The 24,841-nt window shown below is 57.7% G+C and carries 22 protein-coding genes and 1 pseudogene; 18 read left to right on the forward strand and 5 right to left on the reverse strand.

The features are described from left to right. Positions 1–1,157 (reverse strand): annotated as a pseudogene (locus WD429_RS09755) (helix-turn-helix transcriptional regulator); the annotation flags it as partial. A 261-nt stretch (positions 1,158–1,418) separates the two neighbouring features. Here WD429_RS09755 and cysB point away from each other — a divergent pair. Further along, positions 1,419–2,396 (forward strand): HTH-type transcriptional regulator CysB, encoded by a 978-nt coding sequence (gene cysB / locus WD429_RS09760; protein ID WP_368421986.1) that lies wholly within the window; start codon positions 1,419–1,421, stop codon positions 2,394–2,396. Here the strand turns inward: cysB and WD429_RS09765 are convergent. Next, positions 2,390–3,118, reverse strand: a complete 729-nt coding sequence (locus WD429_RS09765) for a phosphoadenylyl-sulfate reductase (RefSeq protein WP_368421987.1) — start codon at positions 3,116–3,118, stop codon at positions 2,390–2,392. The two genes, cysB and WD429_RS09765, sit on opposite strands and share 7 nt — an antisense overlap. A 197-nt stretch (positions 3,119–3,315) precedes the next feature. Between WD429_RS09765 and thrH the strand changes: the two genes are divergently transcribed. Next, a complete protein-coding gene (gene thrH, locus WD429_RS09770; RefSeq protein WP_368421988.1) occupies positions 3,316–3,930 on the forward strand; it encodes a bifunctional phosphoserine phosphatase/homoserine phosphotransferase ThrH in 615 nt (204 codons plus the stop codon). A gap of 157 nt (positions 3,931–4,087) precedes the next feature. Here thrH and pabB read toward each other — a convergent pair whose 3' ends face one another. Beyond that, positions 4,088–5,434 carry an aminodeoxychorismate synthase component I gene (pabB, locus tag WD429_RS09775; RefSeq protein ID WP_368422006.1) on the reverse strand — a complete coding sequence of 449 codons (1,347 nt, stop codon included), beginning with the start codon at positions 5,432–5,434 and terminating at the stop codon, positions 4,088–4,090. A 200-nt stretch (positions 5,435–5,634) separates the two neighbouring features. Here pabB and WD429_RS09780 point away from each other — a divergent pair, with 200 nt between their 5' ends. Together WD429_RS09780 and WD429_RS09785 are read left to right on the forward strand one after the other, a co-directional pair. Beyond that, positions 5,635–6,243 (forward strand): hypothetical protein, encoded by a 609-nt coding sequence (locus tag WD429_RS09780; RefSeq protein ID WP_368421989.1) that lies wholly within the window; start codon positions 5,635–5,637, stop codon positions 6,241–6,243. Positions 6,244–6,414: 171 nt separating this feature from the next. Then, positions 6,415–7,281: a DUF6160 family protein gene (locus WD429_RS09785; protein ID WP_368421990.1), complete on the forward strand. Its 867-nt coding sequence runs from the start codon at positions 6,415–6,417 to the stop codon at positions 7,279–7,281. A 124-nt stretch (positions 7,282–7,405) separates the two neighbouring features. Here WD429_RS09785 and WD429_RS09790 read toward each other — a convergent pair whose 3' ends face one another. Then, the gene (locus tag WD429_RS09790) at positions 7,406–8,035 is read right to left on the reverse strand and encodes a hypothetical protein (RefSeq protein ID WP_368421991.1); all 630 of its coding nucleotides are present in this window, start codon (positions 8,033–8,035) and stop codon (positions 7,406–7,408) included. Between the two features lie 153 nt (positions 8,036–8,188). Between WD429_RS09790 and WD429_RS09795 the strand changes: the two genes are divergently transcribed. From WD429_RS09795 to WD429_RS09840, 10 genes are all read left to right on the forward strand, one after another. Beyond that, positions 8,189–9,220 (forward strand): DUF58 domain-containing protein, encoded by a 1,032-nt coding sequence (locus tag WD429_RS09795; protein ID WP_368421992.1) that lies wholly within the window; start codon positions 8,189–8,191, stop codon positions 9,218–9,220. Further along, positions 9,217–11,307: a transglutaminaseTgpA domain-containing protein gene (locus WD429_RS09800; RefSeq protein ID WP_368421993.1), complete on the forward strand. Its 2,091-nt coding sequence runs from the start codon at positions 9,217–9,219 to the stop codon at positions 11,305–11,307. Before WD429_RS09795 ends, WD429_RS09800 begins: the two co-directional genes overlap by 4 nt. A 17-nt stretch (positions 11,308–11,324) precedes the next feature. Continuing rightward, entirely contained in the window at positions 11,325–12,338 is a 1,014-nt protein-coding gene (holB, locus tag WD429_RS09805; protein ID WP_368421994.1) for a DNA polymerase III subunit delta', read from the forward strand. Positions 12,339–12,465: 127 nt separating this feature from the next. Next, the gene (locus WD429_RS09810) at positions 12,466–12,816 is read left to right on the forward strand and encodes a PilZ domain-containing protein (RefSeq protein WP_368421995.1); all 351 of its coding nucleotides are present in this window, start codon (positions 12,466–12,468) and stop codon (positions 12,814–12,816) included. Positions 12,817–12,838: 22 nt separating this feature from the next. Beyond that, positions 12,839–13,759, forward strand: a complete 921-nt coding sequence (locus WD429_RS09815) for an alpha/beta fold hydrolase (protein ID WP_368421996.1) — start codon at positions 12,839–12,841, stop codon at positions 13,757–13,759. Then, positions 13,746–14,660, forward strand: coding sequence for a DUF4892 domain-containing protein (locus WD429_RS09820; RefSeq protein ID WP_368421997.1), 915 nt, complete (start codon positions 13,746–13,748; stop codon positions 14,658–14,660). Before WD429_RS09815 ends, WD429_RS09820 begins: the two co-directional genes overlap by 14 nt. Positions 14,661–14,746: 86 nt before the next feature. Further along, a complete protein-coding gene (locus WD429_RS09825) occupies positions 14,747–15,907 on the forward strand; it encodes a patatin-like phospholipase family protein (RefSeq protein WP_368422007.1) in 1,161 nt (386 codons plus the stop codon). A gap of 102 nt (positions 15,908–16,009) precedes the next feature. Continuing rightward, entirely contained in the window at positions 16,010–16,912 is a 903-nt protein-coding gene (gene prmB / locus WD429_RS09830; protein WP_368421998.1) for a 50S ribosomal protein L3 N(5)-glutamine methyltransferase, read from the forward strand. A gap of 34 nt (positions 16,913–16,946) precedes the next feature. Then, entirely contained in the window at positions 16,947–18,041 is a 1,095-nt protein-coding gene (aroC, locus tag WD429_RS09835) for a chorismate synthase (protein WP_368421999.1), read from the forward strand. A gap of 8 nt (positions 18,042–18,049) precedes the next feature. Continuing rightward, positions 18,050–19,213, forward strand: coding sequence for an MFS transporter (locus WD429_RS09840; RefSeq protein ID WP_368422000.1), 1,164 nt, complete (start codon positions 18,050–18,052; stop codon positions 19,211–19,213). On the opposite strand, the gene WD429_RS09845 is transcribed toward WD429_RS09840, so the two are convergent. Then, positions 19,155–20,054 carry a LysR family transcriptional regulator gene (locus WD429_RS09845; protein ID WP_368422001.1) on the reverse strand — a complete coding sequence of 300 codons (900 nt, stop codon included), beginning with the start codon at positions 20,052–20,054 and terminating at the stop codon, positions 19,155–19,157. The genes WD429_RS09840 and WD429_RS09845 overlap by 59 nt on opposite strands. 176 nt (positions 20,055–20,230) lie before the next feature. Here WD429_RS09845 and leuC point away from each other — a divergent pair, with 176 nt between their 5' ends. The 4 genes from leuC (at position 20,231) to asd (ending at position 24,772) form a co-directional block, all read left to right on the forward strand. After that, positions 20,231–21,649, forward strand: coding sequence for a 3-isopropylmalate dehydratase large subunit (leuC, locus tag WD429_RS09850; RefSeq protein WP_368422002.1), 1,419 nt, complete (start codon positions 20,231–20,233; stop codon positions 21,647–21,649). Positions 21,650–21,673: 24 nt separating this feature from the next. Next, on the forward strand, positions 21,674–22,321 hold the full coding sequence (leuD, locus tag WD429_RS09855) for a 3-isopropylmalate dehydratase small subunit (protein ID WP_368422003.1): 648 nt from the start codon (positions 21,674–21,676) through the stop codon (positions 22,319–22,321). Between the two features lie 132 nt (positions 22,322–22,453). Next, the gene (gene leuB, locus WD429_RS09860; RefSeq protein ID WP_368422004.1) at positions 22,454–23,527 is read left to right on the forward strand and encodes a 3-isopropylmalate dehydrogenase; all 1,074 of its coding nucleotides are present in this window, start codon (positions 22,454–22,456) and stop codon (positions 23,525–23,527) included. 129 nt (positions 23,528–23,656) lie between these two features. After that, entirely contained in the window at positions 23,657–24,772 is a 1,116-nt protein-coding gene (gene asd, locus WD429_RS09865) for an aspartate-semialdehyde dehydrogenase (protein WP_368422005.1), read from the forward strand. Positions 24,773–24,841 lie beyond the last annotated feature (69 nt).

A 24,841-nucleotide genomic window follows, 5' to 3' on the forward strand; every position in this document is an offset into this window, starting at 1 on the left:
ATGAGGTTATTGCCGTGCTCCGCGAGTACCCTGGCGAGCCAGCCCCAGTCCTGTTGACGCACAATCTGGGAGATGCCCTCCTGAACGTGGTCATGGGTGAGCAGCCATTCCACCGTTCGCCGCCAATGCACCTCGGCTGTTTCCGAGTCCTGAGCCCAGGCACGTTGTAACAGGGCATCCCGGAACAGGTCGTGGTAACGGAACCACTGGTTGCGGGTATCCAGCGGGATCACCAACAGGTTCTGTCTGAGCAGCGTTTCCAGCAAGGACTGGCTGCCCGACGTGCCACGAACGGAATCGCACAATGAAGCACACAACCGCGGGCAGCAGGCGGTGGTGAGCAGAAATTCCCGAACAACGTCTGATTGTTGTTCCAGAACCTCGGTGAGCACGTAGTCGGTGATCCGACGTTCATCCACGTCGATGGAGATGGCCGGTGCAGAGCGATCTTCAGAGGCGGTCGTTACGCCGGTCAGTGCCGATAGCTGCATGGCAGCCACCCAGCCTTCGGTTTTCTGCAGGATATGACGGATATCACGCTCAGAGACATCGAGCGCCATGGTTTCACGGAAAAAACGGCGGCACTCCTCTTCGGTAAACGCCAGCAGAGTAGGGTGGATGTCTTCAACCCAACGCCTTACCCGCCACCGTGCCAGGGGCAGTGGTGGTTCGGTCCTGGATGCCAGGGTCAGAGTCACGCCAGGCGGCAGGTAGTCGGTAAAGTAGGCAAGCTGACGATGAATGTCGTTGTTCTGTATAAAGTGGATGTCATCCAGCACCAACGACCAGCGGGCACCGTCGGCGGCCAGGGCGTTGATCAGCCCGGTAATGGGCCCTTCAAGTTCCTGCAGCGAGCAGTGGCTGAGTTGTTGGCGGCAAGCGTCAATGCCGGTAAGGCCGCTGTGCTCGAACGCACCGGTGAGATACTGCCAGAACCGTCTTGGCTCATTGTCGTGTTCATCCAGAGATAGCCAGGCGGTGGACGTGCCCAACTGGGAACACCACTGGCTGGCCAGCGTGGTTTTGCCGAAGCCGGCAGGTGCAACTACCAGGTTCAGTCGCTTTGGGGCACCGGGTTGCAACAGACGAAACAGCCGCTCCCGCCGCACGGCGCGGGGGTCGGAGGTTGGTCTGAGGAACTTGGTGGTCAGTAGCATCGTATCCCTGATTGCGCGTGCGGTGTTGATAACGGATTGTGTGCTTTGCCACAGTGAAGTCAAGGACGGCCACTGTAAAAGAGGCATTAGGGATGGGGTGTTATTCGTTTTTTGGTCTAAACTGGTTGAGTGGTGTTTCGTATACTTAAAAAGAATGAAAAACAACAACGTTATGCGTATTCTGTTCCTATACCGCGAGGCTGAAGGCACAGTAAGGGCACAGCGCGACATTTCGGGGAGTTCACGGGAGCGACAGGGTCGATGAAACTACAACAGCTGCGCTATATCTGGGAAGTGGCGCACCATGATCTGAATGTATCGGCAACGGCCCAGAGCCTTTTTACGTCCCAGCCGGGCATATCCAAGCAGATTCGCCTGCTTGAGGACGAGCTGGGCCTGGAGGTGTTTGCGCGAAGCGGAAAGCACCTGACCCGGATAACCCCCGGCGGCGAAATTATCATCCAGGAAGCGGGTGAAATCCTTCGGCGGGTCGAAGGCATCAAGAAGATCGCGCAGGAATTCAGCAACCAGCGCAAAGGTGACCTCAGCCTCGCGACGACTCACACCCAGGCCCGCTACGCCCTGCCTCCGGTGATCAGCGGTTTCATTGAGGCCTATCCGGAGGTGTCCCTGCACATGCACCAGGGCACGCCCATGCAGATCTCGGAAATGGCGGCCAATGGCGCGGTGGATTTCGCCATCGCCACCGAAGCCATGGAGCTGTTCAACGACCTGATCATGATGCCTTGTTACAAGTGGAACCGCAGCGTGATCGTGCCCAAAAGCCACCCGCTGGCGGCACTGTCGGAACTGTCACTGCCCGAACTGGCGAAGTACCCGCTGGTCACCTATGTGTTTGGCTTTACCGGTCGCTCCAAGCTGGACGAAGCGTTCCAGTCACAGGGGCTGACACCCAAAGTGGTGTTCACCGCGGCGGACGCCGATGTCATTAAAACCTATGTCAGGCTCGGGCTGGGTGTGGGCATTATTGCCAGCATGGCGTTCGATGAAAAAGTCGACACGGATCTGGTGGCCCTCGACGCCCGCAAACTGTTCCGGCCCAGCGTCACCCGTATTGGTTTCCGCAAGGGCACCTTCCTGCGCGGGTACATGTACGACTTCATCCAGCGTTTCGCGCCCCATCTCACCCGGGATCGGGTGGACGAGGCAGTGGCGCATCAGGGCAGCCGCTCGGAGATTGAAGAGCTGTTCAAGGACGTCGACCTGCCGATTTACTGATCATCGCTGGCAATCAGGTTGCCAGCGTGCAAACCACACTCTTTCTTAGTGGCTTCTTCCCACCACCAACGGCCCTCGCGTTCATGCTGCCCGGGTAAGATCGGGCGGGTGCACGGCTGGCAGCCAATGCTGACAAACCCTTTTTCGTGCAGGGTGTTGTAGGGCGCTTCGGTCATACGGATGTAGTCCCAGACTTCCTTGGAGGTCCAGTTCGCCAGCGGGTTAAATTTGATCAGTGTGTGTTCGTCGGTCGAAAACGCGCCGTCTTCCTGCACCACGGGCACATCGTTGCGGGTGCCGGGGCTCTGATCCTTGCGCTGACCGGTAATCCAGGCGTCCACGGTGGCCAGTTTGCGGCGCAGTGGGCTGACTTTACGGATACCACAGCATTCCCCGTGGCCATCTTCGTAGAAACTGAACAGACCCTTGCGGTTGACCATGTCCTGAACCTCGCCGGCATCGGGAAACAGCACCTCTATCGCAATGCCGTAATGGGTACGGACTTTCTCGACAAATTCGTAGGTTTCCGCGTGCAGGCGACCGGTGTCCAGAGTAAACACCTGGAGGTTGTCGGTCAGCTTGTGGGCCATTTCGATCAGCGCCACGTCTTCGGCACCGCTGAACGAAATCGCGATGTTGTCGTATTGGGCCAGCGCGGCTTTCAGAATCGCTCTCGGGCTTTGGCCGTCCAGTTCCTGCTGTAACGAAGCAATGTCAGTCATGAAAAAGAATGTCCATCATAAATGTGTGATAAATCTACCATTAACAGCCGCCCGCCTGAAGGAATCTGGTCGTCTATGCTTATAGCGGGCAAGATCGCCAATGCATTCACCGGCAGATTTTCTTATCATACCGGCCCAATACCAACCGTGCCGATGATTGCGGCCCGGAAACACTGACTGTTTATCAGGAGATCACTGTGGAACTCGCGTGCCTTGACCTCGAAGGAGTATTGATCCCGGAAATCTGGATCGCGTTTGCAGAAAAAACCGGCATTGAGGAACTCAGGGCAACGACCCGCGATATTCCCGATTACGACGTGTTGATGAAGCAGCGCCTGCGCCTACTGGATGAACATGGCTATGGCCTGCCTCAGATCCAGGAAGTCATCAGTGAACTGGACCCGCTGCCAGGTGCCGCCGAATTCCTGAACTGGCTGCGTGAACGCTTTCAGGTAGTGATTCTGTCGGACACGTTCTACGAATTCGCCATGCCGCTGATGAAAAAGCTGGGCTATCCGGCGCTGCTCTGCCACAAGCTGGAAGTGGCCGGGAACGGGAAAATTACCAACTACATGCTGCGCCAGCGTGACCCCAAGCGCCAGTCAGTACGGGCGTTCCAGCTGCTTAACTATCGGGTGATCGCCGCAGGCGACTCCTACAATGACACCACCATGCTGAGCCAGGCTGAGGCGGGCATCCTGTTCCATGCGCCCCAGAACGTGATTGACGAGTTCCCGCAATTCCCGGCGGTGCACACGTTTGAGGACCTCAGGCACGAATTTCTCAAGGCCAGTGCCGTGCATGGTGCCTGAGGTTCCGGTTTTTCGGGTTTGTCGGATTACGCCTGCGGCTAATCCGACCTACATAAGAGGCACGGTAGGTCGGGTTAGCGAAGCGCAACCCGACACACACCACCCGCAGCTCCGTAGGTCGGGTTAGCGAAGCGTAACCCGACATCGACTAACCGACTCACAGCTCCAGTTTTTCCAGAAACTCCATCAACGGCCGCACCTTTGTCAGCGTTTCTTCATACTCCGCCTGCGGATAGGAATCGGCAACAATGCCTCCGCCACCCCAGCATCGAATTGTGCCCTCGTCATCACAGAGCAGGGTTCGGATGGCGATGTTGCTATCAAGGACGCCGTTCAGGCCCCAGTAGAATACCGACCCGCAATAGGGTCCACGCCAGTGCGGTTCCAACTCCCTGATGATTTCCATGGCCCGTATCTTCGGTGCTCCAGTGATGGAACCGCCGGGAAAGGCGTCCAGCAGTGCTTTTATCGGTGACACATGTTCCTTGAGAGTGGCGTGGATATGGCTGACCAGATGATGAACATTGCGATAGGACTCAAGCGCAAACAGCTGGTCCACCGTGACGCTGCCGGCCACCGCGCTAAAACCGAGATCGTTGCGGAGCAAATCCACAATCATCAGGTTTTCTGCGCGGTCCTTTTCCGAAGCACTTAGTTCGTCCGCCAGGGCAGCATCCTGATCTGGCGTTTTACCGCGTGGGCGGGTCCCCTTGATCGGGCTGGTGTGCACGGTCCTTCCCCGGATTTCCAGAAAGCGTTCGGGAGAAATCGAGAGTATGGAATGTCTTCCGGCGCGGATAAAAGCACTGTACGGCGTTGGGTTGGCATCAGACAGTGCGCGAAAGGCCTGCCATGGATTGCCCGAATAGCGGCCTTTGAACTCCTGCGAGAGGTTAGCCTGGTAACAATCGCCTGCTTCAATGTACTGGCGGATAGCGGCAACGCTGGCTACGAATTCGTCCCGGGGTTGGGTAGGCGTAAATGGTGTGGGCATACGCCACTTGGCTGCCGGTGAAGCTGAGTCGTCAGCCAGCCAGCCCTGAAGTTTGCCGCGGATTTTCTCCGGGCAGTCAGCGTGGATCCACAGGTGGAAGTTGTCACTTGCCCGGTTGTGACTGGCGGACCATAGATAGAGGCCGGCGTGCATTAGCGGAACATCAACATCGGGGCATTGGTCAATAAGGCGTTTTTCTTTCACATAGCCCAGTTCATACCCCAGATAACCAATCCAGCCGCCTGTCAGATGCTCGCCAAATTCTGTCTGTGGAATTCCGTAGTGCTGAAACGCTTCCTCCATTTCGTCGGCGAGCCTGCTCAAATCCTGTGCTGCGGACAGGCCTGGATCGACCTTAAGGGATCGGTGGGCACAAGCAGAGAATCCGCCAATAACGCCCCGGGATTCGCCGGATCCGACGCTGCCGATATAAACGAAATCGGATTCCCTGCAGGCATGGTGCAAAAGGCGGCTGTACTCTTCGCTGGTAATGGGTCTGGCAACAGGCAGGTTCAAACTAACCCCGTAACAAATGTAGAAGAATGATAATCAGCCCACAAAACGGGCATTGTCGGTTCCGAGCTCACGCTGATCTAATAAAGCGGACATTTCCATGGTGTTGGATAGCTCCGGACAGGCTGGTTATCTATTTTAACCGACTTCCGGGGGTGCCGTGTGGAAACCGATTGAAAATAACAAGGAGGACTACGATGCCAAACCTCAATAAGTCACTGGTCAACATGGCGTTGACCGCAGCTCTGCTCACATCCTTCCATGCTTTGTCCCAGGAAAATCAGGTGTCCGTCGAAATACCGGAGAACAGCGTGCTGTCTGATGGAATGCTGACCAAGGATGAGTTGGCTAGATACGCCGTTATTGGTCAACAGCAATTGGTAAAGCTCACCGAAAAAGCGACGGAGGAGTACACCCGCGAGCTGATTGATGGTGAACCCAATATGCCCGCCGCCTGGATGCTGCTTGATGACGGGGAAACCGTCAAGAGAATCAGTATCGATGCGCAGGCGGAGCAGGCGAACGCCCAAATGAGGATTCTGATGTACCGGGCGGCAATCAAGTCGATTGCGCGACGCGGGAAGATCAATGCGGCAGTCATTCTTTATACCGGCAAGGTTGAAGAGGGTAGTGATGCCGAAGCGTTGGTGATAGAGCATGAGCACCGGCTCGGCATTTCTGCGAACAAAGTGGCACCGTTTCACATGGACGGTGGAGAAGTGTCATTTTCCAAGGCGGTTACAAAGGAAAAGCCTTTCCAGATGTTTTATGACGACAAGGGCGAGGCTCCCGGAAATCAGGGCTGAACCTGAGAAGTAATGCGCGTTTGTTTCAGGTTGTAATCGACTCGTTAAGAACTGTGAATGCAGTCACGGACTAGGACTGTAAAACAATCTTAAATGAGCTCGTGGGGTAAGGGACTCCACTACAAAAATACAAACTCAGACAACAACAAAATGAGTTTATAAGGAGATAATATGAAAGGCCTGAAGAAAATTGCACTTGCCACAGCGGTCGCTGCCGCCCCTTTCGCGGCTCACGCTGACCTGAAAGCAATGGACGACAGCGCAATGGGCAACGTCACCGGTCAAGCCGGTGTGACCATTGAGCTGGAAACCAAAGTCAGTATCGGTCAGTTCAAGTATACGGATGAAGGTTCTTTTGCAGTGAACGACATCGTACTCGGTGGTTCCGGTGTTGCCGGCGGCACGGGCACGGAACTGCTGGATCAGCTGAAGATCGATATCGACGTAGCTGATGACGGCGACGCAGTAATCCACGTTGGCACCCTGGATGGCAACCCGATCGACTGGGGTATGACCGTAGGCTCCATGGAACTGCTGGCCGGCGGCACGGGGTCAGACAGCACGACACTGATCTCCAACATGAGCGGTTACGGTAACCTGGCACAGCTAGACTTCCGCGTTGACACTGCCACCGATCACCTGAACATCGTTGCTGCATTCGATGTACAGGATATGGACTTTGACGTTGAATTCCTGGGCATCGGCATTCGCGATATGGTCATCACGGGTGCTGGAGGCAACTTCGACTACGACGGTGATGGTGACGTTATGTCTGCTGATGCCGATGGTGAATTTGGTCTGGATCCGACTTCTCAGGAAGCTCAGGTGCTGGCAGGGTTCGCTAACGTCAACCTCGACGTCTATAAGGGCTCTGGTCTCGGTGCTTCCACCGCCACAGACGTTCTGCGTATCGACGTGAACAATGTCTACATGGACATGTCTATCGGTGCGGTTGAAATTGGTGGCACTTCCATCGGTTCCTTCGCCATCGACAACCTGGCAGTTACTGACACCAAGCTGGCTGTTTACGGTAAATAATCTGACCTGACACAGTAGGTGTTGAATAAACGCTCCGCCTCGGCGGGGCGTTTATTGTGCCTGAAGTAAAAAAAACGGCGCCACAATAGGCACCGTCTATATCAGGTAATCCTGTTATTGGGTATTACTGATCCGGCACCGCAATCGACAGATCAAACCCGCCACCCGGGCGGGGCGTCAGGCTCACTGGCCCTTCGTTAATGGCGTGGGGTACTTCAATCCGGTCGATGCCCGGCGGGTTACCGATGGAGAAGTTTACGTTCTGGCCGTCAAACGCAATCCCCAGTTGGTCATTGAGGAACGTCTGGCTGAATGGCTCATCCGGAATCTGCGCCTGCTGGCCAAAAATGATGGGCTGAATCTGCGGCGTAAAGTCTGCCGGCGGCTGGGCCCGTGCCAGCTCTTCCTGGGGCAGCAGCAGGGCACGGCGTAGAAACTCTTCTTCCGCCTGCTTCAGGGCATCGGATTTGCCTTCATCCTGATACCTCTGCAACGCTTCGCGGTAGGCCTCTTCCTCTGCTTCCGTCAATACCGGCTCGCCGGCAGATATGGTCAGTGAACGAATGATACGTTGGCGGTCTGCCGTGCTTTTCTGCATGTCTTTGGGCACCACGATTACGGCGGAATCCCTGACGTAGGTGTCTACCATTTCATCGGCGGTCATGGTTTGAACGCCGGCGATCAGACTGCCGTTGAACAGGGCGGCCCCCGTGGCGCTGACGATGGCAATTGAAAGGGACGTTCGGCGTGTCATGGTGTAGCCTCTTGGCTTGTGATCCACGAAAATGAGGCGCTTCTGAACGTACGTCGGTCAGTCTGCTCCCTAATTAATCAGTATTCGGATTGCCCGACAAAAATTCAAGGTCTTTGTGGTGGTATTGTGATCACCTCAACGTTAAGGAACCGCATGTTTCAGGTTATTCACGCCCGTTGGCGGCAGTGGGTGAATCGCAGGATTCCCCGGGCGGACAAGCAGGTGTTCACGCAACGGAACATTTTCATACTGCCGACCGGTGCCGGTGTGGTATTCGGCGTGCTGTTACTGATCATGCTGATCACCGGTATCAATTATCAGAATAGCCTGATCTACCTGCTGACGTTCCTGTTAGGGGCGCTTCTGGTTGCGGCCATGCACCAGACCCATCGCAATCTCTCCGGCCTGGAACTGACCCTGGTGCAGGCCGGTGACGGCTTTGTGGGTGACCTTCTGCCATTCCGCTTCCGCGCGGTCTCGGGAAAAAACGACGCGGTTGCCATTGCCCTGTGCTGGGATGAGCTGATCGTTGATCAGCACCATGTGGCTGCAAAACAGTCGGCCGACATGGTCATTACCGTGGCCAGCGCCCGCCGGGGATATTTTCGGCCTGATCGTATCCGGATTGAGACCCGCTTTCCGTTCGGCCTTCTGAAAGCCTGGTCGTGGGTGAGGCCGGTGACCTGCGGGATTGTCTATCCCCAGCCGGTTCCCGCCCCAGACGTACCGGGCACGGTCACCGACGGTGATGACCAGGACAATGCCCGCTCACGAGATGGCAGTGACCACGTCGATATGCGGCCCTGGCGGGAAGGCGACCCCAGCCAACGGGTTCAGTGGAAGCGCTACGCCCGCACCGGTCAGATGGTCATGGCTGACTGGGAAGGCGAGCAGGGCAGCCCGCACTGGCTGGATTACCACGCCTTTCCGGGGGTGGATGTGGAGTTGCGCCTCAGCTATCTGACGGCCCAGGTTCTCGAGCGGGAACGTTCGGGTACCCTGTTTGGTCTCAACCTGCCCGGGCAGGTGATTGAGCCAGACACAGGGCCTGCGCACACGGCACGGTGCCTGAAGTGTCTGGCGGTATTTGGCCGCGAAAAACCCCGGGATGAGACCTCCGTTGCGTATGGCACCCGAGGCCGGGCGGAACCCGGCGGGACTGTGGAAGGAGGGCTGGGGCGATGAAGTCGGCAAGTATCCACGCTCACGGTGGGGCTATCAGTTGGGCTATCAGCGAAAATCCGGTGTTGCCTTCGCGGGCGTTGCTCTGGCTGATCGGCAGTTTCGTGCTGTTGCTGACGCCGCAATGGGATCGGTTGCCCATCTGGCTGATGGCCGTTTGTGCTCTGCTGGCGGGCTGGCGGTGGCTGGCGCAGAGTGGCCGGGTGCGGTTGCCTGGAAAGTGGCCGAAAACCCTCGTCATGTTCCTGGTGATTGGCGTATACATCGCCACAGTGCAGGGGCGCTTTACAGTAGACACTGCAGCGTCGTTTTTTGTGCTGGCCGTGGGGTTGAAATGGCTTGAAACCCGATCGCAGCGTGATTTTTACGTTCTGTTTTTCATTCTGGTGTATCTGGCAACGGTCAATTTCCTGTTTCATCAGGAGATCGTCTGGTCGATTGTCAATCTGGCCGGGGTGGCCTGCCTGCTTGTTGGGTTGCAGGTGCTCAATGCGCCGAACCTCCCTCCGGGGATGAGTTCTGGCGGGCGTCGGCTCGGGATAATGCTGCTGAAAACCTTACCCATTGTCATCATGCTGTTCGTGTTTTTCCCCCGCATGTCGCCGCTCTGGAGTGTGCCCATGGTCTCCGGGCAGGCCCGGACCGGAATCAGCGACACCATGCGTCCCGGTGACATCTCCAGCCTGGCGCAAAGCAGTGAGCGGGCCTTCCGCGCCACCTTTGGAGGGGAGTTGCCCGCCTACCGTGATCGTTACTGGCGCGGACTGATACTGGACCAGCTGGATGGGGAAACCTGGCGTCAGGGCGAGAATGAGCCGTTCCGGCGTCCCGGCCGCGTCGCGGTGGATGGCGGCGTCGGTGACCTGGAACGGGGCCAGTACGATGTGCTTCTGGAGCCCACAGACCAGACCTGGGCCTTTGCGCTGGAAAACTCGGTGGCGGTGTCTGATAACGTTTCGCCAGCGGATGAGTCGCTGTTCCGGTTCCGGCGGCCTGCCGACACCACTGTGCGCTACCGCATGGCGCTGTCGCCAAAAGAAACCTCGCAAACGGACGGTCGGAGCCCGGAAAACCGTGGGCGCTATCTGCAGCTGCCGCAACAGGGCAACCCGAGAGCGAGAGCGTTGGCTGAAAAACTGCAGGATACCGAAACTAGCGACCGGGCCGTCGTTGAAGCGTTGCTGTCACGTTTTCGCCAGGACAACTATTACTACACCCTGCGCCCCCCGGCGATGCCTGATGACGGCATAGACGCGTTGCTGTTTGATGAAAAGCGGGGTTTCTGTGCGCATTATGCCGGCGCGGCGACCTTCGTCTTTCGGGCAGCCGGCATACCCGCGCGGGTGGTGGTGGGGTATCAGGGTGGTGATCCCGGTGCTGGTGATGAATACCTGATCGTACGGCAGTACGACGCTCACGCCTGGGTGGAGGTGTGGCTCGACGGGCAGGGCTGGGTGCGTGTCGACCCAACCGCCGCCATCTCCCCGGACAGGGTTGAGTCAGGCCTGCGGGACGCCATGGCGGAAGAAGGTTCTTTCCTGGAAGACAACTGGGCCTCGCCCCAGCGATACGGGAATATGGCGGCGTTGCAGTGGGCATCACTCCAGTTGGATCGGATCAACTACCAATGGCAGCGTTGGGTGGTCGGTTACCAGGGCCAGACCCAGATGGACCTGATGTCGAGATTGCCGGGCGGTCTGGGGTTGAAAGAGCTGGGATATGTCACTGCCGGTATCGTTGGGGTGGGGTTGTTGATTGCCGGATTGATCTCCGCATGGCGGGTACGCAGCGGAAGCCGTTCCGACCCCGTCGTTCGCTTGGTGGATCGATGGCATCGGCAGTGTGAGCGCAACGGTATTCCGGTCCGCCAGGGTGAAACACCGGCCCAGCTTGCTGAACGAATCAGCGCCGCTCACCCCCATGCCGCAGGCGCGGCACGGTCTTTTGCCCGACTGGTCAACAAGCATTACTATGACAGCCAGACAAGCGGCGAGCACCGCAGCCTGCTGGCTGCCATGACGCGGCTGTTGGTCACGCTACGAAAACAGATGGCCCGGGAATCCCGCACAACATCAAAGGTAACAGGTTGAACACGACGCAATCCTCAATGCCCTGGCTTGATGAAGCCTGGAATAGCCTGCAACAGCGCATCGGTGAAGGCCGGCTGCCACACGCCTTACTGATCAATGGCGAGCGTGGGGTTGGTAAGCGGGCCTTCGCGGAATCCGTGGCCGCGCTGTTGATGTGCGATCACCCCGGCGGAAACAACGGCGAACCGCTGGCGCGGTGTGGCCACTGCAAGCAATGCCAACTTGTTGAGGCTGGCACACACCCGGATATCCGCCTGTATAGCCCGGAAAAATCCCGCATGATCAAGGTCGATCAGATTCGGGCGCTGTCGACCTTTGCGGTGTCGTCGCCCCAGGTAGGGCGGCGCAAAGTCGCGATCATTGATCGTGCCGATCAACTCAACATCAATTCGGCCAACGCCCTGTTGAAAACACTGGAAGAGCCATCGAGCGATACCGTGCTGATACTGCTTCAGGAGAGCGGGCGGCCAGTATTGCCGACCATCCGTTCGCGATGCCAGTCAATGGTTATTGCGGTCCCGCAGGAAGAGGTCGCGGCGCGCTGGCTGTCATTGGAAATCCTGCAGCTCGATGAAAAAGACCGCCCGACGGCGGAGCAGGCGGCCAAGGCGCTGGCCATGGCGGCCAATGCGCCACGCCTGGCACTGGACTACCTGAACGGGGATTTTCTGGCGCTTCGGGATCAGGCGCTGGAGGGATTTCGCCAGTTCATGAAAGGTAAGCTGACAGTCGGAGAGGCCGCCAAGCCCTTTAAGGCGCTTGGCCTGGAAGCGGCGTTATGGCTGTTTGAGCGCTGGGCGGCTGATCTGGCACGAATCGCAGCCGGCGGGCAGCCACGGGATGCCGACGCCGCGGATATGCTCGGCTATCTGGCGTCCTCCAACCCCCCGTGGCGGGCGCACCAGCTACTGGAACAGATTCATGAAGCTCGATCGGCGACTGTCTACAATGTGAACCCTGAACTGGAAGCGACCAGGCTGTTAATGGCCTGGCAAACGCTGATGCCTCGACGCAAGCGGGCGTCAGCCTGAACCGGGCATTTTCGCCCGACAGAAAGAGCCAACAGCAGCCACGACTGTTATCATTGCGGAATATCAGGGGATTTGATTGGTTCCCCGACAACAAACAGAGAAACAGCCAGCTAGAAAGGTGTTAACTATGGGCCCCGGTTTTGGCGCACGAAGTGGCATTCTGACCCTTACCATCAAAGATAAGGCCGTGTTGTATGCGGCCTACATGCCGTACGTTCGGCAGGGCGGGCTATTTATACCCACTCAGAAACAGTACCAGCTGGGCGATGAAGTCTTTTTGTTGCTGAATCTGATGGATGAGCCAGAGAAAATTCCGGTGGCCGGCAAGGTGATCTGGATTACGCCGAAAGGGGCCCAGGGAAACCGGGCGGCAGGCATTGGTGTGCAATTTAGCGGCGACGACGAAACCGCCCGCACCAAGATCGAGTCTTACCTTGCAGGGTCCCTGAGCTCAGACCGCCCAACCCACACCATGTAACTGAAAGCGAACCACCCCGTCCATGACTGATACCGTTGTAAAGCCTGAATCAACCCGTGGCATCGTTTATAAGGAAGTGACCTGGCCGCTCCGCCACATTGAGCTGGCAGGCCTTCACTGGCCCGCGCTGGCTTCTGGCACCCAGACCTGCCCGGTGGTGATGCTACACGGCTGGCTGGATAACAGCCTGACCTTTGCGCGTCTTGCGCCAGAGCTTGCGGAGTCTCGGGATGTCTATGCAGTGGATATGGCCGGCCACGGTTGCTCGGGCCATCGACCCGTAGGGCAGAGCTATCAGTTGATGGATTACGTGGCAGACCTGGCGGAATTGATTGACCGGTATTTTTGTAACGGATCGACCGAAAAGGTCGACCTGGTGGGGCACTCCCTGGGGGGCATCGTGTGCGTGCTTTATGCGGCGGCGTTCCCGGAGCATGTTCGTAACCTGGTGATGATTGACAGCCTCGGGCCGATCAGCCGCCCGCCGAAAGAAACCATTCCGCAATTGCGAAAAGCGATTCGCAAGAGGCTGACGGGGTCGGGTAAACCGGTGGTGTACCCGGACACCGAAACTGCTGGTAAAGCCAGAGAAGGCGGCCTGAGCCCGCTGTCCCCCGAGGCGGCGATGACCTTGATTCCACGGAATATGAAACCGGTGGATGGCGGCTATGTGTGGCGTACGGACCCACGGCTGCGCCATCCTTCCCCGATGATGCTCGAAGAAGCTCAGGTGATCGCCTCACTGGCGACCGTCACCTCGCGGGCACTCTTTATCCGGGCTGAAAAGGGGCTGTTAAGCAAACGCGAAGGCTGGCAGCCGAGGCTGGATGCCATGCCTCACCTTGAAACCGTCACCGTTCCGGGGGGGCATCATTGTCATCTTGACGGCGACGTTGAGCCGGTCAGACAGGCAATCAGGATGTTTATTAATGATGATAAATAGTATCGCTCACAGGGTGTTTGCGGGCTTATTGTGCCTTGTTGTAGTGAATGCGTCCGCGCAGGAAGCGGATTCCGACCTGGCATCGGTACCGGAAGCCTTTTCACAGTCGTCCTTTGAGTTGGATGTGCCTGTCGTGTCTTCGGGGCATCTGGTGTTGTTCAGCCCGGTTCGCGAAGTGAACAATGAAATTCGCTCCGACAGAATGGCGAGAATCCCGGTCCGTGGCGTTGGCAACCTCTATCAGATTCGTCGTGACTCAAGCCGCCAGGATGCCCGGGAACACTACAAGAGACTGTTGCAGGCTCGCGGTGCCCAGGTGCTGTTCCAGTGCAGCAGTCGCAGCTGCGGCCGCAGTAATGTCTGGGCAAACCAGATTTTCGATCAGGCCACGCTGTATGGGCGCGACGAAAATCAGGACTATCTTGTTGCCGCGACTACGGACAGCTCCGGCATAACCTGGCTTACTCTGGTGTATACCGTGAAACGTGGAAATCAGCGTGAGTACGTCTGGGTTGAGCATCTGGAAGTCGGTGAGGGCGCAGTGATTCCCGGCCTCGATTCCGCCAATGCGAGAGTGCGTGGGCCGATCATTGTGCCGTGGCAGGGCGGCATTACCTACCGGTTTGAGTGGAGCGCGGAAGATCGCAGGATGCTGAACAACTGGACCGAGGAAGAGGGTGCCCAGGTCTTGCTGACCGGCTATGTGTCCCTCGGTGAGGAAGAATCCCTTGAGGATGCCATGGGGCGCGCCAACGAATCCCTGGCCTCACTGTCCCAGGTGCTCGAAAAAAGCGGCATCGCCAAAGACCGGCAAACCCTGATAGCCGTGGGGCCTGCGGTTATCATCCCGTCGCCCGAGCGCCAGGGTGACCGAATTGAAATTGTTGTGATCACGAGGTAGCCCCGGTGAGCAAGTCATCTGACAAGCAGCATCATCCGTCCACCACCGACGGGCCGGAAGCGACCACTGACCCTGCGGCTGCCGTAATCGATAGTTCGGACCTTTCTTCCGTCGAAGCGCCTGGCGAGGGCTCAAAAAAACCGGCTCTGCCGGGCAAGGGCAGGACCGTTGCGCTGACGCTTGGCAGCGGCGGCGCGCGAGGCTACGCGCACATCGGAGCGATTGAGATCCTTCAGGAACGTGGCTATGAGATCGTGGCTATTTCCGGATGTTCAATGGGTGCGTTGGTTGGCGGCATGTACGCCGCCGGCAAAATGAAAGACTACAAGGACTGGGTCACCGGCCTTGGCCAGTTTGATTTACTCAAGCTTCTGGACGTCACCTTCAGCTCGGTCGGTGCCATTCGGGGAGAGAAGATTTTTTCCGTGGTTCGCGACATGTTGGGCGACATTCGAATTGAGGACTTGCCCATTGCCTATACGGCGGTCGCCACCGATTTGCTTGCCCACAAGGAAATCTGGTTTCAGGAAGGCCCCATGGATCAGGCGATTCGCGCATCCGTGGCTATTCCGGGCGTGGTGACGCCGCTAGTCATGGGCGGCCGGGTGCTGGTGGATGGCGCATTGCTGAATCCGCTGCCCATTGTCCCGACGATTTCATCTCACGCAGACATGGTGGTCGCGGTGAACCTGAGCGGTGAAGACGACCGGCGACACCGTATTCCAGATGCTGCGTTCAGCAACACCGGCGGCGAAGCGGACGACGCCGACGAATGGGTGGATGTGATTCGCGACAAAGCCTCCCGCTGGTTCGACTGGGACGCGATCAAAACGTTTACCAGTCGCAAAGGCCTTACCGATGGTGCTGATAGCCCGGAAGACAAAATCAGTAAGGCGGTTGAGAAAAACCAGGCTGACAAGCGCGTAGCGGAAAAGAAAGCCGCTGATGCCCGCAAGCTTGCCGAAGAGGAAGTCGAGCAGGTTCGCGAAACCATAGACTGGGATAAGCTCGGCATTGGCAAATTTGATGTGATGAACCTGACCATCGAGACCATGCAGAGTGCGCTGGTGCAGTACAAAATCGCCGGTTATCCGCCGGACTTGCTGGTGAATGTCCCGAAAAACGCCTGCCGAAGCTACGACTACCACAAGGCCCCGGAACTGATTCAGCTTGGACGTGAGCGAATGGCGGCAGCGCTTGATCGATATGAGGACAGCCGCACCAGTTCAGGCCCGCTGGCGCTTTGACGTCCGCCGCTGACGGGGGCTGCAGCCCCATCGCCAAACAGCGTATAATGCCGCTCATACAACACGCGCCGAACAACGCACACCAACAGAATAGGAAACACCGTGACCAGCCCCATAGACGATCTTTACACCGTCAGAGATTATCTGCGGTATATCTCCTCGCAGTTTTCTGCGTCGTCGCTGTATTTTGGTCATGGTACCGATAACGTCTGGGATGAGGCCGTGCAACTGGTGATGCGATCACTGCATTTGCCACTGGAAAACAACACGCTTTTCCTCAATGCCCGGCTGACCCGTGATGAGCGTGAGCTGATTATCAGCCGGATGCATCGGCGCATCGAAGAGCGGGTTCCGTTGGCGTACCTGCTGGGCGAGGCCTGGTTTATGGGTTTGCCCTTCCACGTCGATGAGCGGGTGCTGGTTCCCCGTTCGCCGATTGGCGAGCTCCTCGAGCGCGGCTTGCAGCCTTGGCTCGGTGACCAGTCGGTGCATCGGATACTGGACCTGTGCACAGGCAGCGGCTGTATTGGTATCGGTGCCGCAACGGTCTTTGAAGAGGCGGAGGTGGACCTGTCGGACATTTCCGCCGACGCACTGGAAGTGGCTGCGTCCAACATCGAATTGCATGAAGTCGGGGACCGGGTACGAACGGTCCGGTCCGACGTGTTCGCCAGCATCGAAGGGCGTTACGATGTTATTTTGAGCAACCCGCCCTATGTGGATGCCGAAGACCTGGCAGCCATGCCGGACGAATACCACCATGAGCCGGAACTCGGCCTTGCCGCTGGCGGTGATGGCCTGGAAGTTGCCCATCGAATCATTGCCGGAGCAGTCGACCACCTCAACCCCGGCGGCTTATTGATTGTGGAAGTGGGCAATAGCTGGGTGGCGCTTGAACAGGCCTACCCGGATTTGCCGTTGACCTGGCTGGAATTTGAAAACGGCGGCGACGGTGTGTTCCTGATTTCGGCGGACGACCTGCAACAGTGGCAGGAAAGATCCTGAGACACTTTTTATAAACCCTGGGTAAGATAGAATCATGTCGGGAAATTCCTTCGGAAAATTGTTTACGGTCACCAGTTTTGGTGAAAGCCACGGGGCCGCACTCGGTTGCATTATCGACGGCTGTCCACCAGGGCTGGAACTGTCTGAAGCGGACATGCAGCGGGACCTTGACCGCCGTAAGCCTGGTACGTCCCGACATACCACCCAGCGCCGTGAAGCAGACGAAGTCAGAATCCTGTCTGGCGTTTTCGAGGGTAAGACCACGGGGACACCGATTGGTCTGCTGATCGAAAACACCGACCAGCGCTCCAAGGACTACTCCAAGATTTCCGAACAGTTCCGCCCGGCCCACGCCGATTACACCTATGCCCACAAATACGGGGTCAGAGATTATCGCGGTGGCGGCCGGTCATCCGCCCGAGAGACGGCGATGCGGGTGGCAGCAGGTGCTGTCGCGAGAAAATTCCTGGAGCAGCGTTTGGGGATCACCATTCGCGGCTATTTGTCGCAATTGGGTCCGATCACGGCGGAAAAGCTTGACTGGGATCAGGTGCACCAGAATCCGTTTTTCTGTCCTGACGTGGACAAGGTCGCGGAAATGGAAGCCTACATGGATGCACTTCGCAAAGAAGGCGATTCCATCGGTGCCCGAATCAACGTGGTGGCTGAGGGAGTCCCGCCGGGTCTGGGCGAGCCGATTTTTGATCGTCTGGATGCCGACCTGGCCCATGCGTTGATGAGCATCAATGCGGTGAAGGGTGTGGAAATCGGCGCAGGCTTCGGATGCGTGGACCAGAAAGGCACGGAACACCGGGATGAAATGACCCCGGAAGGGTTTTTGTCCAACAACGCCGGCGGCGTGCTGGGTGGTATTTCATCCGGGCAGCCGATTCTGGCGAGTATCGCACTGAAGCCGACCTCCAGCCTTCGCCTGCCGGGTCGTAGCATTGATGTTCACGGCAACCCGGTGGAGGTCATCACCACGGGTCGTCACGATCCCTGTGTGGGTATCAGGGCAACGCCCATTGCCGAGGCCATGATGGCCATTGTGCTGATGGATCATTACCTGCGACACCGTGGGCAGAATGGCGATGTTGAAGTCTCTACGCCGGTGCTTGGCCAGCTCTGAAGGAGCCTGTGATCTACTGGCGGCTTTCTAACCTCTATTTCTGGTTCTTCGCCCTCCTTGGAGGGCTTCTTCCGTATTGGTCTCTCTATCTGGAGGGGCAGGGTTTTTCCTATCTTCAGATTGCCACCTTGATGGCAACCATTCAGCTCACCAAAATCATTGCGCCCAGTGTTTGGGGTTGGCTGGGGGACCGGACTGGCCAACGAGTCCGGCTGGTCAGGTTCGGAGCGATTACCGGTTCGCTGTTTTTTGCCGGAGTGTTTCTGGAGCCCGGTTTTTACGGGCTCTTGCTGGTGATGCTGGCGTTTACGTTTTTCTGGAACGCCATTCTTCCGCTGTATGAGGTCATTACCCTACGATCCCTGGGCGAGCATAAGGATCGGTACGGTAAGGTCAGGCTTTGGGGCTCGGTCGGGTTTATTGGGGCGGTCGCGCTGGTAGGTGGCATTCTCGAGTGGGTGCCGATTCAGACGTTGCCGTGGCTGCTGCTACCGGTGTTTGCAGGGATCGCGGTCTCTGCGTTTCTGTTGCCGGCGGAGCGTGGCGAGCGGAAGCCGCCTGCCCCCAAAGGCAGTCTCAAGGCGATTGTGACCCACCCGGCGGTGGTGGCGTTTTTCCTGATGAACTTCCTGTTGCAGGTATCTCACGGTGCCTACTACACTTTTTTCAGTATTCACCTGGAGCAGCACGGTTATGGCAAGCTTTCTATCGGTTTGCTGTGGTCACTGGGGGTGCTGGCGGAAATCGGGCTTTTCCTGGTGATGCATAAGCTTACGCGCCGGGTGTCGGTCCGGCAGATTGCCATTGGCGCGTTAACGCTGACCATGATCCGCTGGGTTCTGATCGCGGAGTTGACGGATGTCCTCGCGGTGCTGGTGTTCGCCCAATTGCTGCACGCAGCCTCCTACGGCGCTTTGCATGCGATTTCCGTTCAGTACGTGCAGGGTTTCTTCGGCAAGCACCATCACGGTCAGGGGCAGGCGTTGTACAGCGGGCTGACCTTTGGCGCAGGTGGCGCGCTGGGCGCGTGGCTTTCCGGGTTTCTGGTAGACGGTTTCAGCACTTCGGCGGCGTTCTGGGGCGGTGCGGCGGCCATGCTGGTGGCTATTGTCATCACCTGGCGCGGTCTGCGCCCTCCGCCTGCGGATGTTCCTCCTCCCGAACCACGTTAATCAGCGCCCTCGCAGCGCCGGATAGCTGGCGACCGGTTAAGCCGACAGCCCCTAATACGCGAGTCACAGGAAAGCCAAGATCGAGACGCCGGATGCTGTCGTCCACCATGCTCAATGGCAGTACGCTCCAACCGAGACCGACGCTGGTCATCATTTTGATGGTCTCCAGATAGTTGGTCGGCATCTGCGGGTGCAGGGGCAGGTTGGCTTCCAGGAATAACCGACTCACCACACGATAGGTGGCAGTGGTGGTGTCCGGCAGTAGGGCGGGGTACGAGGCGAGATCGGAAAGCGTTGGTGCGCCGGTTCTCGCCAGCGAATGTTCCGGCCCTGCGACAAACGCCATGGGGTCTGACCATTGGTCGAACACCGTAAACTGACTCGCCATGCTGTCACTCAGCGTGACAAAGGCAAGCTCCGCGTTTCGTTTGCGCATCTGCTCGTAGGCGGCATCGGATTCCATAAACTGCAGACTCAGAGACACCCCGGGATATTCCCGGGTAAATCGGCGCAGCCAGTTTGGCAGATGGTGAAGCCCGATGTGGTGGCTGGCAATGATCTGGAGTTCGCCTTCTATGGCGGCCGAATCGGTTGACAGCGCCATCCGGGCATTATGAATTTCGTCAAGAATCCTGCGGGCATGGGGCAAGAGCCGTGCGCCTGCGTCCGTTAGCCGAAGCTGGCGATGGCTTCGATCTAACAGCGGGGTGCCAAGCTGGTGCTCCAGGGCGGCCAGGCGCTTGGAAATCGCCGGTTGCGTCAAATGGAGAATCTCAGCGGCCTCGGAAAACGAACCCTGATCGACAACGGTCAAAAACGCTTTTAAAGAATTGGCATCCATCTTAAAGACCCGGTTTAGGGAATGGGCGGCACTGGCACTGAATCCATTCAGTAATACTGCATTCCAAATAGGAATGTAACAGATAAAAAACATGAATTGGGGTTATTCAGGTTAAGGCTGTAAACTGGTACCCAATAAAGCAGTCAACAGAAACCCCCAGAGAGTGAGAGAGAACCATGGCGGGCAAGACCTTATACGACAAATTGTGGGACGACCATCTCGTCAAACAGCGGGATGACGGCTCGGCGCTGATCTATATTGACCGGCAGTTGCTCCATGAGGTGACGTCACCTCAGGCCTTCGACGGCCTGAGGATCGCCGGCCGCAAGCCGTGGCGTCTGGATGCAAACCTTGCAACACCGGACCACAACGTACCCACGACTGACCGTGCGCGCGGCATTGAAGGCATCGTTGATCCGGTTTCCCGCATCCAGGTCGAAACCCTTGATAAGAACTGCGACGAGTTTGGCATCCTCGAATTCAAGATCAAGGATCTGCGCCAGGGCATCGTCCACGTCATCGGGCCTGAGCAGGGCGCAACGCTGCCGGGTATGAGCCTTGTCTGTGGCGACTCCCATACCTCCACCCATGGCGCGTTTGGCTGTCTGGCTCACGGTATTGGTACCAGCGAAGTGGAACACGTGCTGGCTACCCAGTGCCTGGTCCAGCAGAAGATGAAAAACATGCTGGTCAGGGTTAACGGCAAGCTGGGCCCAGGGGTGACTGGCAAAGATGTGGTGCTGGCGATTATTGGTAAGATCGGCACCGCTGGCGGCACCGGCTACGCCATCGAGTTTGGCGGCGAGGCCATTCAGGGGCTGAGCATGGAAGCGCGCATGACCATCTGCAACATGTCCATTGAGGCGGGAGCCCGTGTTGGCATGGTGGCTGTGGATGACACCACGATTGATTACGTCAGAGGGCGTCCTTTCTCGCCGACAGGCGAAACCTGGGATGCAGCCGTCGCCCACTGGCGCACCCTGCACAGCGATGAGGGTGCGGCTTTTGACAAAGTCGTAGAGCTGGAAGGCCCCGAAATCAAGCCTCAGGTCAGCTGGGGTACCTCCCCGGAAATGGTGGCGGGCGTTGACGGCCATGTGCCCGATCCGGAAAAAGAAGTGGATCCGATCAAGCGCGAAGGCATTGTCCGCGCCCTGAAATACATGGGGTTGGCTCCCAACCAGGCGATCACGGACATCAAGCTGGACCGGGTGTTTATCGGGTCCTGTACCAACAGCCGCATTGAAGACCTGCGCGAGGCTGCCGTTGTGGTCAAAGGTCGGAAGGTGTCACCGACATTCAAACAGGCCATGGTTGTTCCCGGCTCCGGGCTGGTGAAAGCCCAGGCTGAGCAGGAAGGCCTGGACAAAATCTTTCTCGAAGCGGGCCTTGAATGGCGGGACCCGGGATGCTCCATGTGTCTGGCAATGAACGCCGATAAACTGGGGCAGGGCGAGCATTGCGCCTCTACGTCGAATCGAAACTTTGAAGGCCGTCAGGGCTTTGGTGGTCGAACGCACCTGGTGAGCCCGGCGATGGCGGCGGCTGCGGCGATTACCGGCCATTTCGTTGACGTTCGCGAACTGATCCACTGATCCACTGATCCACAGGAGACAACCATGCGCGCATTTACGCAACATCAGGGCCTTGTGGCCCCCATGGACCGTTCCAATGTGGACACGGACATGATCATTCCCAAGCAGTTTCTGAAATCCATCAAGCGCACGGGGTTCGGGCCCAACCTGTTCGACGAACTGCGATATCTGGATGAGGGCAAGCCGGACCAGGATTGCTCCCAGCGGCCGATCAACCCCGATTTCATGCTGAACCAGGACCGCTACAAGAACGCCAGCGTGCTCCTGGCTCGCAGCAACTTCGGCTGTGGCTCCAGCCGGGAGCATGCGCCCTGGGCGCTGGATGATTACGGCTTTCGGGCCATTATTGCGCCGAGCTTCGCCGATATTTTCTATAACAACTGCTTTAAGAATGGTTTGTTACCGATTGTTCTTGAAGAAGGAAATGTTGACAAACTGTTCCAGGAAGCCGACGCCGAGGAAGGTTATCGGCTGGCGGTGGACCTGGAGGCGAAGACCGTCACTACGCCGTCTGGTGAGTCCTTCAGTTTCGAGGTAGACGACTTCCGTCGCCACTGTCTGCTTAATGGGTTGGACGACATCGGTGTCACGCTGGAAGACGCGGAACTGATCAAATCCTACGAAGAGAGCCGCCGGAAAACCGCGCCCTGGTTATTTGGTGCTGGTAACTGACTCCGTGTCGGATTACGCCTTTGGCTAATCCGACCTACGCGGGTACCGACGAAATCGTCGTAATATTTGAACTGTAGGTCGGATTAGCCGCAGGTGTAATCCGACACTCAAGCAATGTTTCAAGGAAATACTATGTCCAGAACTGTACTAATGCTGCCCGGAGACGGCATCGGCCCGGAAATCGTTGCCGAAGCCGAGAAGGTCCTCCATAGGATTAATGAGAAATTTGATCTTGGCCTGACGTTTGACTCTGGCCTGGTGGGGGGGGCTGCCATCGATGCAACCGACAGCCCGCTGCCTGATGAAACGCTTGATAAGGCTCGCAAGGCGGACGCCATTATGCTCGGCGCGGTGGGCGGCCCTCAATGGGACAGCCTGCCCATGGCAAAGCGCCCGGAGAAGGGGCTGTTGGGGCTGCGTTCGAATCTTGAGCTGTTTGCAAATCTTCGCCCCGCGATTCTTTACCCACAGCTGGCGTCGGCGTCCTCGCTGAAACCGGAGGTCGTGTCAGGCCTGGATATCATGATCGTCCGCGAACTGACCGGCGGCATCTACTTCGGCCAGCCTCGTGGCGTGCGTGAACTGGAAAGCGGTGAGCGCCAGGGTTACAACACCTACGCCTACACGGAGTCTGAAATCCGCCGTATCGGCCGCGTAGCTTTCGAGGCGGCCCAGCAGCGCGGCAAGAAACTGTGCTCGGTGGACAAGGCAAACGTGCTTGAAGTGACCGTACTCTGGCGCGAAGTCATGAACGATCTGTGCCGCGAATACCCGGACGTCGAGCTGTCTCACATGTATGTGGATAACGCCGCCATGCAACTGGTGCGGGCACCCAAGCAGTTTGATGTCATTGTGACTGGAAACATGTTTGGTGATATTCTTTCAGACGAAGCGGCCATGTTGACCGGCTCTATCGGAATGCTGCCATCGGCATCGCTGAACTCTGAAAAGCAGGGTATGTACGAGCCATGTCATGGTTCCGCACCGGACATCGCCGGGCAGGGTGTGGCCAATCCTCTGGCCACTATTCTCAGTGCGGCGATGATGCTGAGATACAGTCTGGCTGAAGAAAAAGCGGCGGATGCCATCGAAGCCGCCGTCAGCAAAGTACTGGACCAGGGCCTGCGCACGGGGGACATCATGTCCGAAGGTTCCAGGAAAGTGTCCACCCGGGAAATGGGTGAGGCAGTTCTGGCCGCGCTTTAAAGGGCAGATTCTGACGTATGAATTCAAGACCCGACGGTAACGGGATGCAGTTACCGCGGGATCACCCTTCCTGTCCCTGCCAGCGATAAAGGCAGTGGGTGGGCATAAAATGAGGTTCAAAGGTCGCACATGAAGCGGGTTGGACTTGTAGGTTGGCGTGGCATGGTGGGCTCAGTCCTCATGCAGCGCATGCGTGAAGAAAACGATTTTGCCGATATCGAACCGGTCTTTTTCACTACGTCCCAGGCGGGAAAGCCCGCACCGGATGTAGGCAAAGAGGGGGTGCCGCCACTCCAGGATGCCTTCGATATCGATACCCTCAAAACTCTGGACGTCATCGTGACCTGTCAGGGCGGCGATTACACCGGCCCGGTTTACCAGAAGCTTCGCGATGCTGGCTGGGGCGGTTACTGGATTGACGCCGCTTCCACTCTGCGGATGGTTGATCATTCGGTGATCGTATTGGACCCGGTGAACCGCAATGTGATCGATGCTGCCCTGGACAAAGGCGTGAAGGATTTCGTTGGCGGCAACTGTACGGTAAGCCTGATGATGCTGGCTCTTGGCGGCCTGCTTGAGCAGAATCTGATCGAGTGGGTGTCGCCCATGACGTATCAGGCGGCCTCCGGTTCCGGTGCGCAGAACATGCGCGAACTGTTGAACCAGATGGGCGAGCTCAACAAGTGCGTCAAAACCGAACTGGACGATCCATCCTCCGCAATTCTGGAGATCGATCGCAAAGTAACGGACACCATGCGTTCTGCAGGGTTTCCGACGGAGCATTTCGAGGTGCCGCTGGCCGGCAGCCTGATCCCGTTTATCGATAAGCAGCTTGATAACGGCATGAGCAAGGAAGAGTGGAAGGCGGGCGTAGAGACCAACAAGATTCTCGGTCGTTCCGATAACCCGATTCCGATTGATGGTATCTGTGTCCGGATTGGTGCTATGCGCTCCCACAGCCAGGCACTCACCATCAAGCTGAAGAAGGATCTGCCGGTCTCCGAGATCGAATCGATCCTGGCCAATGCCAACGATTGGGTCAAAGTCATTCCCAATGACCGTGATGCCACCATCGAAGAGCTGACCCCGGCCAAGGTCACCGGTACTTTGAGCGTGCCAATCGGCCGTATCCGCAAGCTGGCCATGGGCCCGGAATACATTTCCGCGTTCACCGTGGGTGACCAGCTGTTATGGGGGGCTGCCGAGCCGTTGCGCCGGATGCTGAGAATCCTTCAGGAACGGTAGTCGATTTGTAACAGTCGGTATTTATTGCCAACTGGGTCCGGTTTCCGAAAGCCGGTTCGGGGGGGGGGG

The sequence above is a fragment of the Marinobacter sp. genome, assembly GCF_040904845.1.
Classification (GTDB): Bacteria; Pseudomonadota; Gammaproteobacteria; order Pseudomonadales; family Oleiphilaceae; genus Marinobacter.

Coding starts and splice junctions, on each gene's coding strand:
- WD429_RS09845 (WP_368422001.1), bottom strand. CDS start 20,054: ATGGATGCCAATTCTTTAAAAGCGTTTTTGACCGTTGTCGATCAGGGT.
- WD429_RS09795 (WP_368421992.1), top strand. CDS start 8,189: ATGTTTCAGGTTATTCACGCCCGTTGGCGGCAGTGGGTGAATCGCAGG.
- WD429_RS09820 (WP_368421997.1), top strand. CDS start 13,746: ATGATGATAAATAGTATCGCTCACAGGGTGTTTGCGGGCTTATTGTGC.
- leuB (WP_368422004.1), top strand. CDS start 22,454: ATGTCCAGAACTGTACTAATGCTGCCCGGAGACGGCATCGGCCCGGAA.
- holB (WP_368421994.1), top strand. CDS start 11,325: ATGCCCTGGCTTGATGAAGCCTGGAATAGCCTGCAACAGCGCATCGGT.
- WD429_RS09810 (WP_368421995.1), top strand. CDS start 12,466: ATGGGCCCCGGTTTTGGCGCACGAAGTGGCATTCTGACCCTTACCATC.
- aroC (WP_368421999.1), top strand. CDS start 16,947: ATGTCGGGAAATTCCTTCGGAAAATTGTTTACGGTCACCAGTTTTGGT.
- WD429_RS09815 (WP_368421996.1), top strand. CDS start 12,839: ATGACTGATACCGTTGTAAAGCCTGAATCAACCCGTGGCATCGTTTAT.
- asd (WP_368422005.1), top strand. CDS start 23,657: ATGAAGCGGGTTGGACTTGTAGGTTGGCGTGGCATGGTGGGCTCAGTC.
- WD429_RS09765 (WP_368421987.1), bottom strand. CDS start 3,118: ATGACTGACATTGCTTCGTTACAGCAGGAACTGGACGGCCAAAGCCCG.
- cysB (WP_368421986.1), top strand. CDS start 1,419: ATGAAACTACAACAGCTGCGCTATATCTGGGAAGTGGCGCACCATGAT.
- leuC (WP_368422002.1), top strand. CDS start 20,231: ATGGCGGGCAAGACCTTATACGACAAATTGTGGGACGACCATCTCGTC.
- WD429_RS09790 (WP_368421991.1), bottom strand. CDS start 8,035: ATGACACGCCGAACGTCCCTTTCAATTGCCATCGTCAGCGCCACGGGG.
- WD429_RS09785 (WP_368421990.1), top strand. CDS start 6,415: ATGAAAGGCCTGAAGAAAATTGCACTTGCCACAGCGGTCGCTGCCGCC.
- leuD (WP_368422003.1), top strand. CDS start 21,674: ATGCGCGCATTTACGCAACATCAGGGCCTTGTGGCCCCCATGGACCGT.
- WD429_RS09780 (WP_368421989.1), top strand. CDS start 5,635: ATGCCAAACCTCAATAAGTCACTGGTCAACATGGCGTTGACCGCAGCT.
- WD429_RS09800 (WP_368421993.1), top strand. CDS start 9,217: ATGAAGTCGGCAAGTATCCACGCTCACGGTGGGGCTATCAGTTGGGCT.